This is a genomic window from Pseudomonas sp. PA1(2017), from assembly GCF_001945375.1.
GTDB lineage: Bacteria > Pseudomonadota > Gammaproteobacteria > Pseudomonadales > Pseudomonadaceae > Aquipseudomonas.
The window spans coordinates 1,769-14,524 of the sequence record NZ_MSXU01000013.1 but is presented as its reverse complement, the minus strand read 5'-3'; the positions used below and the strand labels follow the sequence as shown (position 1 = coordinate 14,524).

Annotated in this window: 12 protein-coding genes; 6 read left to right on the top strand and 6 right to left on the bottom strand. The window is 64.8% G+C overall.

The window, feature by feature from the left end; translation table 11 throughout:
* The first annotated feature begins 5 nt into the window (after nt 1-5).
* The gene (locus tag BVH01_RS18405; RefSeq protein ID WP_027905940.1) at nt 6-767 is read left to right on the top strand and encodes an amino acid ABC transporter ATP-binding protein; all 762 of its coding nucleotides are present in this window, start codon (nt 6-8) and stop codon (nt 765-767) included.
* 129 nt (nt 768-896) lie between these two features.
* Here the strand turns inward: BVH01_RS18405 and mmsB are convergent, their stop codons facing one another.
* Genes mmsB through BVH01_RS18390 form a run of 3 tightly spaced genes read right to left on the bottom strand, consistent with a single transcriptional unit; the run spans nt 897 to nt 4,685 of the window.
* Complete coding sequence (gene mmsB / locus BVH01_RS18400; protein WP_075931697.1) at nt 897-1,793, bottom strand: 3-hydroxyisobutyrate dehydrogenase; 897 nt, start codon at nt 1,791-1,793, stop codon at nt 897-899.
* Nucleotides 1,794-1,803: 10 nt separating this feature from the next.
* Nucleotides 1,804-3,300, bottom strand: a complete 1,497-nt coding sequence (locus BVH01_RS18395) for a CoA-acylating methylmalonate-semialdehyde dehydrogenase (protein ID WP_075931696.1) — start codon at nt 3,298-3,300, stop codon at nt 1,804-1,806.
* 32 nt (nt 3,301-3,332) lie between these two features.
* On the bottom strand, nt 3,333-4,685 hold the full coding sequence (locus tag BVH01_RS18390) for an MFS transporter (protein WP_075931695.1): 1,353 nt from the start codon (nt 4,683-4,685) through the stop codon (nt 3,333-3,335).
* A gap of 121 nt (nt 4,686-4,806) precedes the next feature.
* On the opposite strand from BVH01_RS18390, the gene BVH01_RS18385 reads away from it, so the two are divergent.
* The 5 genes from BVH01_RS18385 (at nt 4,807) to BVH01_RS18365 (ending at nt 8,749) form a co-directional block, all read left to right on the top strand.
* Nucleotides 4,807-5,751, top strand: a complete 945-nt coding sequence (locus BVH01_RS18385; RefSeq protein WP_075931694.1) for a LysR family transcriptional regulator — start codon at nt 4,807-4,809, stop codon at nt 5,749-5,751.
* Between the two features lie 67 nt (nt 5,752-5,818).
* Nucleotides 5,819-6,325 (top strand): nuclear transport factor 2 family protein, encoded by a 507-nt coding sequence (locus BVH01_RS18380; RefSeq protein ID WP_075931693.1) that lies wholly within the window; start codon nt 5,819-5,821, stop codon nt 6,323-6,325.
* Nucleotides 6,326-6,429: 104 nt separating this feature from the next.
* Entirely contained in the window at nt 6,430-7,140 is a 711-nt protein-coding gene (pcsA, locus tag BVH01_RS18375; protein WP_075931692.1) for a phosphatidylcholine synthase, read from the top strand.
* A 9-nt stretch (nt 7,141-7,149) separates the two neighbouring features.
* Nucleotides 7,150-7,464, top strand: a complete 315-nt coding sequence (locus BVH01_RS18370) for a GIY-YIG nuclease family protein (RefSeq protein ID WP_075931691.1) — start codon at nt 7,150-7,152, stop codon at nt 7,462-7,464.
* A 349-nt stretch (nt 7,465-7,813) separates the two neighbouring features.
* Nucleotides 7,814-8,749, top strand: coding sequence for a glutathione S-transferase family protein (locus BVH01_RS18365; RefSeq protein ID WP_075931690.1), 936 nt, complete (start codon nt 7,814-7,816; stop codon nt 8,747-8,749).
* A gap of 189 nt (nt 8,750-8,938) precedes the next feature.
* On the opposite strand, the gene eutC is transcribed toward BVH01_RS18365, so the two are convergent.
* Genes eutC through eat form a run of 3 tightly spaced genes read right to left on the bottom strand, consistent with a single transcriptional unit; the run spans nt 8,939 to nt 12,646 of the window.
* On the bottom strand, nt 8,939-9,748 hold the full coding sequence (eutC, locus tag BVH01_RS18360; protein WP_075931689.1) for an ethanolamine ammonia-lyase subunit EutC: 810 nt from the start codon (nt 9,746-9,748) through the stop codon (nt 8,939-8,941).
* Between the two features lie 9 nt (nt 9,749-9,757).
* The gene (locus BVH01_RS18355) at nt 9,758-11,152 is read right to left on the bottom strand and encodes an ethanolamine ammonia-lyase subunit EutB (RefSeq protein WP_075931688.1); all 1,395 of its coding nucleotides are present in this window, start codon (nt 11,150-11,152) and stop codon (nt 9,758-9,760) included.
* Between the two features lie 48 nt (nt 11,153-11,200).
* Nucleotides 11,201-12,646 carry an ethanolamine permease gene (eat, locus tag BVH01_RS18350; RefSeq protein ID WP_027909181.1) on the bottom strand — a complete coding sequence of 482 codons (1,446 nt, stop codon included), beginning with the start codon at nt 12,644-12,646 and terminating at the stop codon, nt 11,201-11,203.
* Between the last annotated feature and the right edge of the window lie 110 nt (nt 12,647-12,756).

Genomic DNA, 12,756 nt, shown 5'->3' with positions numbered 1-12,756 from the left:
CTTAGATGAGCGAAGCAAACAAGCAACCCAGCGCCGAGCCGATCATTCAGCTACAGGGCGTGAACAAGTGGTACGGCCAGTTCCACGTTCTCAAGGACATCAACCTGGACGTGCGTCAGGGCGAGCGTATCGTGCTGTGCGGCCCGTCGGGTTCGGGCAAGTCGACCACCATCCGCTGCATCAACCGCCTGGAAGAACACCAAGCCGGTCGCATCGTGGTCGATGGCACCGAGCTGACCCGTGACCTCAAGGACATCGAGACCGTGCGCCGCGAAGTGGGCATGGTGTTCCAGCACTTCAACCTGTTCCCGCACCTGACCGTGCTGCAGAACTGCATCCTGGCGCCGATGTGGGTACGCAAGATGCCCAAGCGCAAGGCCGAGGAAATCGCCATGCACTACCTGGAGCGCGTACGCATTCCAGAGCAGGCGCACAAGTACCCGGGGCAGTTGTCCGGTGGCCAGCAGCAGCGTGTGGCCATCGCCCGGGCCCTGTGCATGAAGCCCAAGATCATGCTGTTCGACGAGCCGACCTCGGCACTCGACCCGGAAATGGTCAAGGAAGTACTCGATACCATGATCGGCCTGGCCGAAGACGGTATGACCATGCTCTGCGTGACCCACGAAATGGGCTTCGCGCGCACGGTGGCCGACCGCGTGATCTTCATGGACAAGGGTGAGATCGTCGAACAGGCCGAGCCGAACGCCTTCTTCGACAACCCGCAGAACGAGCGTACCAAGCTGTTCCTGGGGCAGATTCTGCACTGAGGACGGGCGGGCAGGGCGCGGGCATCCGTCTGCGCAATGACCGAAAACGCCGATGAAAAAACGCCGGGGCATCAGCCCCGGCTTTTTTTTATGGGGGAGAAGCAGATTTTGCTCATTGGCCCCTGAGCCTCACGATTTGTCCCGGGGCTTCAGATAGCTGGTGATGATCGCCGAGAAATCCAGCCCGCCGTGCCCGTCGCAACTGAAGCGTTGATAGAGCTGTTGAGCGAGGGCGCCGAGTATCACTGGTTGTTTGATCTGCCGCGCTGCCTCGGTGGCCAGGCCCAGGTCCTTGAGCATCAGGTCGGTACCGAACCCGCCGCTGTAGCCGCGCGAGGCCGGCACGTTGTCGAGCACGCCGGGGTAGGGGTTGTTGGTGTCCGAGCTCCAGCAGCGCCCGCTGGAGGTGTTGATGATGTTCGCCAGTACTTTGGCGTCGATGCCCAGTGACACCCCCAGCGCCATGGCTTCGGCGACGCCGATCATGGAAATGCCGAGCAGCATGTTGTTGGCCACCTTCGCCACCTGACCGTTACCGCTGCCGCCGCAATGCACGATGTTGCGGCCCATGGCTGCGAGAATCGGCTGGGCCTTGGCGAAGTCTGCCTCGGCGCCGCCGACCATGAAGGTCAGGGTGCCGGCAGCCGCGCCACCGGTGCCGCCAGACACCGGCGCATCGAGCATCGGATTGCCGTGGGCGACCGCCGCTTTGGCGACCTCCCGTGCAGACAGCGGGTCGATGGTCGAGGAGTCGATCAGCAGCACCCCGGGCTTCACCTTGGCCAGCAGGCCGTCATCGCCGAGGTAGACCGCTTTCACATGAGCCGAGGCCGGCAACATGGTGATGACGATCTCGGCATCCTGCAGCACGCCGCAGGCGCTGTCGGCACCCTTGGCACCTGCGTCCACCAGGGCCGCGACGGCGCCGGTGGACAGGTCGAAGACGCGCAGCGCGTGGCCTGCCTTGAGCAGGTTGTGGGCCATGGGCGCGCCCATGTTGCCCAGGCCGATGAATCCGATATTCATGGTCGTCGCCTCACTTCAGGGTGATGGTGGTGTTCACCGCGCCGCCGACGTCGCTCTCGTCGAACCAGCGCTGGGTCACGGTCTTGGTCTGGGTGTAGAACTGCACCACCTGCTTGCCGTACGGGCCGAGGTCGCCGAGCTTGGAAGCCCGCGAACCGGTGAACGAGAACATCGGCACCGGTACCGGAATCGGCACGTTGATGCCCACCTGGCCAACGTCGATCTCCTCCTGGAAGTGCCGGGCGGCGGCGCCGGAGCGGGTGAAGATCGCCGTGCCGTTGCCATTGGGGTTGGCGTTGATCAGCGCGATGGCCTCATCCAGGGTCGCGGCGTGCATCACGCACAGCACCGGGCCGAAGATTTCCTCGCGGTAGATGCTCATCTGCGGGGTCACCGCGTCGAAGACGGTCGGGCCGACGAAGTTGCCGCGCTCGAAGCCCGTCACCGCCGGGTTGCGGCCATCGAGCACCAGGCGCGCGCCTTCGCTGGCGCCGCGTTCGATCAGGCTGCTGACCCGGTCCAGCGCGGTGCAGGAGATCAGCGGGCCGACATCGGTGCCGTTTTCCACACCGCTGCCGACCTTGAGTGTTTCGGCCTTGGCCACCAGGTCCGGCAACCAGCCCTGCGCTTCACCGACCAGAATCACCACCGACAGGGCCATGCAGCGTTGCCCGGCGGCGCCGAACGCGGCGCCGGCGAGGTTTTTGAGGGTTTGGTCCTTGTGCGCATCGGGCAGCACGATGGCGTGGTTCTTGGCGCCCATCATGCACTGCACGCGCTTGCCGGCTTGGCTGGCGCGGTTGTAGACGTGGGTGCCGACGCGGGTCGAGCCGACGAAGGACACCGCCTTGATGTCCGGGTGATCGCAGATGGCGTTCACCACGTCCTCGGCGCCGTGCACCACGTTGAGTACGCCCGGCGGCACGCCGGCTTCCAGAGCCAGTTCGCACAGGCGCATGGTCACCATCGGGTCCTGCTCGGAGGGCTTGAGCACGAAGGTGTTACCGGTGGCGATGGCCATCGGGAACATCCACAGCGGAATCATTGCCGGAAAGTTGAACGGGGTGATGCCGGCGCACACGCCCAACGGCTGCAGCAGGGTGTAGGTATCGACGCCACCGGCCACGTTGTTGGCCAGCTCGCCGAGTTGCAGGTTGCCGATGCCGGCGGCGTGCTCGACCACCTCCAGGCCGCGGAACACGTCGCCTTCGGCGTCGGCGAGGGTCTTGCCCTGTTCGGCGGTGAGAATGGCCGCCAGCTCTTTCATGTTTTCGCGGATCAACTGTTGGTACTTGAGGAAGATCCGCGCGCGGGCGCCGACCGGCGTCTTGCGCCAGGTCTTGAAGGCCTGGCTGGCGCTGGCCACCGCGGCGTCGATCTCCTCGGCGGTGGCCAGGGGCACCCGAGCCAGCACTTCCTGGGTGGCCGGGTTGACGACGTCGCGCCATTGCTGGGTGCGTGACTCGACGAATTCGCCGTTGATGAGCAGTTTCACTGTAGCGGTCATGGTTCGGTCCTTTGTGAATCGACTGGCAGGAGTCAACGGGCGCGCAGGGTTGCGGACCGTGAACTGTCCATTGCGGCGCTGGCGCTAGGCTGGCGGGGCGGGTCGCTGCGCATCAGTGCGGTACAGCCCAGCGCGACCAGGCCCATGCCGATCAGGTAGGCGATCACGTAGCGCGGGCTGCCATCGGCAGCGGCCAGCAGGCTGGTGGCGATCATCGGTGCGAAGCCGCCGCCGAGCACCCCGGCCAACTGAACCGACAGCGAGATGCCGCTGTAACGGATTTCCGCCGGGAACTGGCGAGCGAACAGCAGGGATTCCGGCGCGTAGAGGATCGGGAACACCACGCCCACCGCCAGCACCATCGCCCACCACACCAGCACCGGCTCACGGGTACCGAGCATGGCGAAGAACGGGTAGACGAAGGCGCACAGCAACAAGAGCCCGGTGAAGTACAGGCGCTTCTGGCCAACGCGATCGGACAGCCAGCCGCAGAACGGCATGGTCGCCAGTGAAAGCGCGGCGCCGGCGGTGATGGCGTGCAGCACGTCGGCCCTTGGAATCTGCAACTGGTTGGCGGCGTAGGCGAGGGCGAAGGTGACTGCCATGTAGAACCAGGCGTTCTCGGCCGTGCGCGCGCCGATGATGGTCAGGGTGGCGCGCGGGTGGTTGCGCAGCACCTCCATCAGCGGCAGACGTACGCGGCGGTTCTGCTGTTTGAGCTTTTCGAAGTCCGGCGACTCGGCGACCTTGACGCGAATCAGCCAGCCCACCGCCAGCAGCACCACGCTGGCCAGGAACGGCAGGCGCCAGCCCCAGGCGAGCATCTGCTCCTCGGGCAGCGTGGCGACCGCGCCCATGGCCAGGGTGGACAGCACCAGGCCCGCGCCCACGCCGGTCTGCGGTAGGCTGCCGTAGAAGCCCTTCTTGCCTTCCGGCGCATGCTCGACGGCCATCAGCACCGCGCCGCCCCATTCGCCACCCACGGCCATGCCCTGCAGAAAGCGCATGACCACCAGTAGCGCCGCGGCCCAGTAGCCGATCTGCTCGTAAGTGGGCAAGAGGCCAATGGCGATGGTCGGGATGCCCATCATCATCAGGGTGAGCATGAGCATCGACTTGCGGCCGATGCGGTCACCGAAGTGGCCGAACAGAATGCCGCCCAGGGGCCGACCGATGAAACCGACGGCATAGGTGGCGAAGGCCGCCAGTACGCCAGTGATCGGGTCGAGGGTGGGGAAGAACAGCTTGTTGAAGACCAGCGCTGCGGCGGTGCCGTAGAGGAAGAAGTCGTACCACTCGATGGTGGTACCCGCCATGCTGGCCAGGCCAGCGATACGGTAGTGCTTGCGGCCGGCAGCCGGCCCTTGAGCGTGTGAGTCGTTCATGAGTTGCCTGCTTTTGTTTTTGTCGTAGGAACTTGGAACTGTGAGCAGCTGGTAGGCGCTGCGTGTCTGGAGTATAGGTATGCAAACTTTCTGTTCCAGTACCTAAAAAGACAGGTTCGTTATGCAAAAAAGCATGATGTCGGCCGGCCAGATGAACTGGGACGACCTCAAGTTCTTTCTCGAAGTCGCCCGAACCCGAACCGCCAGCAGCGCTGCCCGTCGCCTGGGCGTGGACTACACCACGGTGTCGCGGCGAATCGGCGCGCTGGAAAAGGCCCTCGGCACCCTGTTGTTCGAGCGCTCGCGGGCCAGCGGCTTCGTGCTGACTACGGAGGGGCAGCACTTGCTGGGGTATGCCGAGGCTTTGGAAAGCACTCTGCAGACGGCCTGCGAACAGGTGTCGGGCGCCAGCCTGGCGCTCTCGGGCCATGTGCGCATCGGCTCGACCGAAGGTTTCGGCAGCTATTTCGTGGCGCCGCAGCTTGGCGGCTTTCAGGACATCTACCCGAACATCGCCATCGACCTGTTGCCGGTACCGCACTTCATCAGCCTGTCGCGCCGTGAGGCGGACATCGCCATCACCCTGGAGCGCCCTGAACGCGGGCCTTACGTCTGCTCTCGGTTGTGCGACTACGCCCTGAAGCTCTACGCGACGCCCGAATACCTGCAGCGTCACCCGCCGATCCGCCGGGTGGAGGATCTGGGCCAGCACTCGTTCATCACCTACGTCGATGACCTGGCATTCAGCCCGGAGCTGCTCTACCTGGAAGGCATCGTGCCCAATGCCAGCAGCACGCTGCGCAGTACCAGCGTGGTGGCCCAGTACCAGGCCACCTTGCAGGGGCGGGCGCTGGCGATCCTGCCATGCTTCCTGGCAGGCCCGGATACCCGGCTGGTCGAGGTGCTGCCGGGGGAGGTGAAGGTGATTCGCCAGTTCTGGCTGTATTACCGCGAAGACCTGCGCAAGCTCAAACGCATCACCCTGGTGGCCGATTACCTGCGTGCCTGCGCCGAGCGCAACCGTGCTTTTTTGCTCGGTGAAACGGCCGAAATGGCATTTGCGTGACTCATTTGCCCATAGCGGTCACGCGTGGCTCAGGCGATACTGCGGCCCATTGCCAGGAGGCCATGCCATGTCTACAGAAAATGCCCAACTGATCACCCGTTTCTACCAGGCTTTCCAGCGTCTCGACGCCGAAGAGATGGCGCGTTGCTACGCGCCGGACGTGTGTTTCAGCGACCCTGCCTTTGGCGAGTTGAACGGCGACGATGCCCGCGACATGTGGCGCATGCTGACCTCCCGCGCCAAGAAATTCTCGCTGACTTTTTCCGACGTGCAGGCCGATGCCACCGGTGGCAGCGCCAAATGGGTGGCCACCTACCTGTTCACCCAGACCGGGTGCACCGTGGTCAATCGCATCGACGCATCGTTCGTGATTCGCGATGGGTTGATCGTCGAGCACCGCGACCGCTTCGACATGTGGCGCTGGGCCGCTCAGGCGCTGGGCTTTCAGGGCATGCTGATCGGCTGGACGCCGCTGCTCAAGAACACCGTGCGCAAGCAGGCGCGTAACGGTCTGCGGCAGTTCCAGGCCGCCCGTGCGTCCGACGGGCTGCACGGTGGAGAAGCGCGCGGCTGAACGGAGTGGTACGCTCTCCGGTCAGAACTTCAACGATGAATGGCCGGGTGCATGTAAAGGCCCCCTTCATCGTGTGAAAGCCCGTCCGCCAGAGTATTTCGATCATGAGTGTTATGTCCCTATCCCCCCGTAAAGCCAAGGCCTGGAGCGTGCACGCGGTAACCGCGAGCGGAGTCATCCTCGGTATGCTGGCGTTGCTCGCACTGATCGAGGGGCGGGCGGAAAGCTGCCTGATGTGGCTGGGGTTGGCGCTGCTGGTCGACGGCCTGGACGGCACCCTGGCGCGCAAGTACGACGTGAAGGTGGTGCTGCCGCATTTCGATGGTTCCACCCTCGACCTGGTGATCGACTACCTCACCTACGTTTTCATCCCGGCGATCTTCGTCTACCGCTTCATCCCGCTGCCCGAGTACACGCTGCTGCTGTCGGTGGGCGTGATTCTGCTGTCGTCGTTGTTCTGCTTCTGCAACGTCAACATGAAGAGCAAGGACAACTACTTCGTCGGCTTCCCTGCCGCCTGGAACGTGGTGGTGGTTTACCTCTATCTGCTGGACTTCGAGCCCTGGGTCACCTTTGCGGTGATCATGGTGCTGGCCGGCCTGACCCTGACCCGCATGAAGTTCCTGCACCCGTTCCGGGTCAAGCAGTTCATGCCGATCAATATCGCCGTGACCATGGTCTGGATGTTCGCCTGCGCCGGCCTGATCCTGCAGTTCCCGGCCCAGCCGGTGTGGCTGCTGGTGTTGTGGGGGCTGTCCTCGGCCTACTTCGTGGGCATGTGCGTGTGGCGTTCGGCCCGCGAGTGGTTCGCCTGATCGCCAGCGATGAGCGTCACAGCGGCTAAACCCTGGTTCGTCTACCTCGTGCGCGCCGCCAACGGCGCGCTCTACTGCGGCATCAGCGATGATCCGCAGCGGCGCTTCGCCCAGCACCAGAGCGGCAAGGGCGCGCGGTTCTTCTTCTCCAGCCCGGCGGTAGCCCTGGTCTACAGTGAAAGCTGCCCGGGCAAGGGCGACGCCCTGCGCCGCGAACGGGCGATCAAGCGCCTCGGCAAGGGCGCCAAGGAAGCCCTGGTGGCCACCGGCAGCCTGATGCATGTCCTTGATGAGCAGCCATCAGTCCCACTGGGGTCTGCCTAGGGTCTGTTGCCGTTTCACGCACGGCCGCGCCGGAGCCCCTTTTGTCGCGAGGCAAGGCACGAGCCGCGAAGTTTAGCTAGCTAAATGAGTCGGCGAGAAACGCCGCATCGCGACAAAAGGGGCCCGGCCCTTCGGGTTGTGCGGGAAATCTCGCCATGCGTCGTTGGAGGACTTGGCAAGGGAAAACGCGGACGGCTAGTCCATTCCCTGCGTCCTCCGCCTAGCGGATCGCCGCCCGGCCTGGCGAGATTTCTCGCGACAACGCGGCTCGCGCTGAAACGGCAACAGACCCTAGCATCAGCGGCCAGCTGAGTTAAGCTGCAAGCCTTATCCGCTTTCGGAGGCTTCCATGTCTGAGCTCATCCTGCACCATTATCCCGCGTCGCCCTTCGCCGAGAAGGCGCGTCTGCTGATGGGCTTCAAGAACCTGGCCTGGCGCTCGGTGCAGATTCCACCGGTGATGCCCAAGCCGGACCTCACCGCCCTCACTGGCGGCTACCGCAAGACGCCGGTGCTGCAGATCGGTGCCGATATCTACTGCGACACCGCCCTGATCGCCCGCCGCCTTGAGGTGCACCAGCCGCAGCCGGCGTTGCTGCCTGGCAAGCAGGCCTTCGCCATCGCCGCCTTCGCCCAGTGGGCCGACTCGGTGGTGTTCCAGCATGCGGTGAGCCTAGTGTTCCAGCCTGAATCCATGGCCCTGCGTTTTGCCAAGGCGCCGCCGGAGTTCGTGCAGACCTTCATCGCCGACCGCAGCAAACTGTTTTCGGGTGGCCAGGCCTCGCGTATGTCGGCCGAGCAAGCCAAGCACCAGTGGCCGGGCTTCATGACCCGCCTGCAGGCGCAGCTGGATACCAGCGATGGCGATTTTCTGTTTGGCGAGGCGAGCCTGGCCGATATCGCCATGGCGCATCCACTGTGGTTCCTGCGCGCCACCCCGGTGACTTCGCCGCTGGTCGATGGCTACCCGAGCGTAGCAGACTGGCTGGATCGCGTGCTGGCGCTCGGGCACGGCAAGTCCGAAGAAATCAGTGGTGAGGTGGCCATCGAGGTGGCGCGCGCGGCCACGCCTGCGGCGCTGCCCGAGGAGGCGTTCAGCGATCCGAACGGTTTCACGGCCGGACAGCGCGTGGCGATTTCGGCTGTCGACTATGGCGTGGAGGCAGTGGAGGGGGAGCTGTTGTTCGCTGGCGCCGAGGAACTGATCCTGCGTCGTGAAGATGACCGCGCCGGCGTCGTGCATGTGCACTTTCCTCGTCTGGGGTTCCGCATCGAAGCGCGTTGAGCTCGATAAAGATCGCGGCTAAAGCCGCTCCAACAAAGGCACCAACCGTGGGAGCGGCTTTAGCCGCGAGGCCGTAGGATGGGGCGGGCCGCGCAGGCGAAACCCATCAATGGCCGAAGGGGTTCACCCATCCTACGCGGTTGTGGGAACGGGCGTCCCTGCCCGTTCCCACAGGTGCTGCGCGATGGTCTAACGCTTATCCGGCAGCAGGAAATTCCCCGGCCCTGCGTCTTCCAGGGTCGGCACTTCGGCCTCGTCTTTCAGATCCACGCCCGACAGCTGGCGGCGGCAGGCTTCGCGCATCAGGTACAGCAACCGGAAGGTCGCCATGCCGTAGCTCAGGCCCTCCAGCCGCACGTTGGAGATGCAGTTGCGGTAGGCGTCATTGAGGCCTACCCGCGGTGCGTAGGTGAAGTACAGCCCCAGGCTGTCCGGTGAGCTGAGCCCTGGGCGTTCGCCGATCAGGATCACCGTCATCTTGGCACCCAGCCGTTCGCCCACCTCGTCGGCGACGGCGACTCGGCCCTGTTGTACCAGGCTGATGGGCGCCAGTTTCCAGCCTTCCTCGGTGATCTGCTCCAGCAGCTTTTCCAGAAATGGCAGGCTGTGACGGCGCACGGCCAGGGAAGACAGGCCATCGGCGATGACGATGGCCAGGTCGTAGCCGCGGCCGTTTTCCTTGGCGTAGTCGTCCAGGGCGTTGGCGGATTCTTCGTCCAGGCGCCTGCCAAGGTCCGGGCGCTGCAGGTAGGTGTGCCGATCCGCCGCAGCGCTGTGCAGCAGCAGAGTGTCCAGGCCTCGGCCCTGCAGTTCTTCGCACAGGCCTTCATGGTCGAAGGGCAGGTGCACGGCATCGCGGGCCTGGGCGTGGGCGAACTGGAAATCCAGCTGCGCGGCGGTAGGCAGGCTGGTGCCGGCGCGGCCCAAGGCGATACGCGCCGGGGTCAGCTGACGCAGATGCTGCCAGGGGTTGGGCGTAGCAGGGGATTTATCGGGCATGGCGACCTCTCAAGCCAGTTGCGCCAGGGCCTGGCGAAATGCCGGCGGCAGCTCGTTACCCATATGCAGGCGGCCGCCCTGTTGCTGGAAGATGCCCATGCGCGCCAGCCAGGCTTCGAACTCCGGCGCCGCATGCAGGCCGAGCACCTTGCGCGCGTACAGGGCATCGTGAAACGAAGTGGTCTGGTAGTTGAGCATCACGTCGTCGGAGCCGGGGATGCCCATGATGAAGTTGATGCCCGCCGTGCCGAGCAGGGTCAGCAGGGTGTCCATGTCGTCCTGGTCGGCTTCGGCGTGGTTGGTGTAACAGATGTCGCAGCCCATGGGCACGCCGAGCAGCTTGCCGCAGAAGTGATCTTCCAGGCCGGCGCGGATGATCTGCTTGCCGTTGTACAGGTATTCCGGGCCGATGAAGCCGACCACGGTGTTGACCAGAAACGGGTTGAAGTGCCGGGCCACGGCGTAGGCGCGGGTTTCGCAGGTCTGCTGGTCGACGCCATGGTTGGCGTTGGCCGACAGCGCGCTGCCCTGGCCAGTCTCGAAGTACATCAGGTTGTTGCCCAGGGTGCCGCGCTTGAGGCTCAGGCCGGCTTCGTAGCCTTCCTGCAGCACCTTGAGGGTCACGCCGAAGCTGGCGTTGGCCGCCTCGGTGCCCGCGATCGACTGGAACACCAGGTCCAGCGGAGCACCGCGCTCGATGGCGGCGATGGAGCTGGTGACGTGGGTCAGCACGCAGGATTGGGTGGGGATCTCGTAGCGCTGGATGATCGCGTCGAGCATGTCCACCAGGGCGCGGATCGAGCTGGCGCTGTCGGTGGCCGGGTTGATGCCGATCATCGCATCGCCGTTACCGTAGAGCAGGCCGTCGAGGATGCTGGCGGCGATGCCCGCCGGATCGTCGGTCGGGTGATTGGGCTGCAGGCGCGTGGACATCCGCCCGCGCAGGCCCATGGTGTTGCGGAATTGGGTGACCACACGGGTCTTCTGGGCAACCAGCACCAGATCCTGCACGCGCATGATCTTCGATACGGCCGCGGCCATTTCCGGGGTCAGCCCCGGTGCCAGGGCGGTCAGGCTGGTTTCGTCGGCGGCATCGCTGAGCAGCCAGTCGCGCAGCCCGCCGACCGTCAGGTGACTGACCGGGGCGAAGGCGTCGGCATCATGGGTGTCGACGATCAGCCGGGTGACTTCGTCCTGTTCATAGGGAATCACCGCTTCCTGCAAGAAGTGTTTGAGCGGCACGTCGGCCAGGGCCATCTGCGCCGCGGCGCGCTCGGCGTCGCTCTGCGCGGCGACCTCGGCCAGATAATCACCGGAACGGGCCGGGCTGGCCTTGGCCATCAGCTCGCGCAGGCTGTCGAAGCGCCAGGTCATGTGGGCGATGGTGTGAGTGAATCCAGCCATGAATCATGTCTCCTGTCGCGGCCGCATTTCAGCGACCGCTGCAAGGGGTTAACGCAGTGACTGCTCGGCAGCCTGAATCGCCGCGAACTCTTCCTCCGGCGTGCCCGACACTAGGTGGTGACGGCTGTACAGCGCGAAGTAGGCAATGAACAGAGCGTAGATGACTGCCGCGCCGATCACGACCCGCAGGTCGACCAGGAAGCAGGCCACCAGCGCTACCGCTGCCAGCACCAGAGCCACCGACGAGGTCAGTACGCCACCGGGAGTGCGATAGGGGCGCGGCATGTCGGGACGACGGCTGCGCAGGGTGATGTGCGCAGCCATCATCAGTACGTAAGACAGCGTGGCGCCGAATACCGCGACCAGAATCAGCAGGTCACCCTGGCCGGTCAGCGACAGGCCAAAGCCGATGATGCCCGGGACGATCAGGGCCATGACCGGTGCCTTGTTGCGGTTGGTCAGCGACAGGCTGCGTGGCAGGTAGCCGGCGCGCGACAGAGCGAAGATCTGCCGCGAGTAGGCGTAGATGATCGAGAAGAAACTGGCGATCAGACCGGCCAGGCCGACCAGGTTGACGAACTGGCTCATCCAGGTGGAGCCGCCGTAGACCTTGACCAGCGATTCGACCAGCGGGTTACCCGAGGCCACCAGCGACTGGGCACCGGCGGCGCCTGGGCCGACCAGCAGAATCAGCCCGGCGAACACCAGCAGTACCAGCACCGCGCCGATCAGGCCGCGTGGCAGGTCGCGCTTGGGATCCTTGGTTTCCTCGGCAGCCAGCGGTACGCCTTCCACTGCCAGGAAGAACCAGATGCCATAGGGCAGGGCGGCCCAGATGCCCAGGTAGCCGAAGGGCAGGAAGCTGCTGGCGCCATTGGCGTCGGTGGCGGGAATGTCGAACAGGTTGGCGACCTGGAAGTGCGGCGCCATGGCGACGATGTACACGCCCAGGGCGATGGCGGCGACGGCGGTGATGGCGAACATCAGCTTCAGCGCTTCCCCGGCACCGAGGATGTGGATGCCGATGAACACCACGTAGAACACCAGGTAGATGATCCAGCCGCCGACGCCGAACAGCGACTCGCAGTAGGCACCGATAAAGCAGGCGATGGCTGCCGGCGCGATGGCGTATTCGATGAGGATCGCCGTGCCGGTCAGGAAGCCGCCCCAGGGCCCGAAGGCGGTGCGGGTGAAACCGTAGCCGCCGCCGGCGGTGGGGATCATCGACGACAGTTCGGCCAGCGAGAAGCACATGCACAGGTACATGGTCGCCATCAGCAGCGTGGCGATGAACATGCCGCCCCAGCCACCCTGGGCCAGGCCGAAGTTCCAGCCGGCGTAGTCGCCGGAAATCACGTAGGCCACGCCCAGACCGATCAACAGGATCCAGCCAGCGGCGCCTTGTTTCAGTTGCCGGTTGGCGAAGTAGTCGGCGCTGACCGCTTCGGTTTCCACACCGCCGTGCGAGGGTGTGGCGATTGTCTCTTTGGACATGTTGGGACTCCTTCACGCCCCGCCGCAGGCGGCGGGGCGTCGTTTTAGTTGGCTGCGTTCAATTGGCAAATTGGCAGTTTCAGAAGAAGCCCAGCGGATTGATGTCGTAA

What these genes read in the sequence shown, in the direction of transcription:
- BVH01_RS18370 (WP_075931691.1), top strand. Translation starts at nt 7,150, where the DNA reads ATGAGCGTCACAGCGGCTAAACCCTGGTTCGTCTACCTCGTGCGCGCC.
- eat (WP_027909181.1), bottom strand. Translation starts at nt 12,646, where the DNA reads ATGTCCAAAGAGACAATCGCCACACCCTCGCACGGCGGTGTGGAAACC.
- BVH01_RS18405 (WP_027905940.1), top strand. Translation starts at nt 6, where the DNA reads ATGAGCGAAGCAAACAAGCAACCCAGCGCCGAGCCGATCATTCAGCTA.
- eutC (WP_075931689.1), bottom strand. Translation starts at nt 9,748, where the DNA reads ATGCCCGATAAATCCCCTGCTACGCCCAACCCCTGGCAGCATCTGCGT.
- BVH01_RS18385 (WP_075931694.1), top strand. Translation starts at nt 4,807, where the DNA reads ATGCAAAAAAGCATGATGTCGGCCGGCCAGATGAACTGGGACGACCTC.
- BVH01_RS18355 (WP_075931688.1), bottom strand. Translation starts at nt 11,152, where the DNA reads ATGGCTGGATTCACTCACACCATCGCCCACATGACCTGGCGCTTCGAC.
- BVH01_RS18365 (WP_075931690.1), top strand. Translation starts at nt 7,814, where the DNA reads ATGTCTGAGCTCATCCTGCACCATTATCCCGCGTCGCCCTTCGCCGAG.
- pcsA (WP_075931692.1), top strand. Translation starts at nt 6,430, where the DNA reads ATGAGTGTTATGTCCCTATCCCCCCGTAAAGCCAAGGCCTGGAGCGTG.
- BVH01_RS18390 (WP_075931695.1), bottom strand. Translation starts at nt 4,685, where the DNA reads ATGAACGACTCACACGCTCAAGGGCCGGCTGCCGGCCGCAAGCACTAC.
- mmsB (WP_075931697.1), bottom strand. Translation starts at nt 1,793, where the DNA reads ATGAATATCGGATTCATCGGCCTGGGCAACATGGGCGCGCCCATGGCC.
- BVH01_RS18395 (WP_075931696.1), bottom strand. Translation starts at nt 3,300, where the DNA reads ATGACCGCTACAGTGAAACTGCTCATCAACGGCGAATTCGTCGAGTCA.
- BVH01_RS18380 (WP_075931693.1), top strand. Translation starts at nt 5,819, where the DNA reads ATGTCTACAGAAAATGCCCAACTGATCACCCGTTTCTACCAGGCTTTC.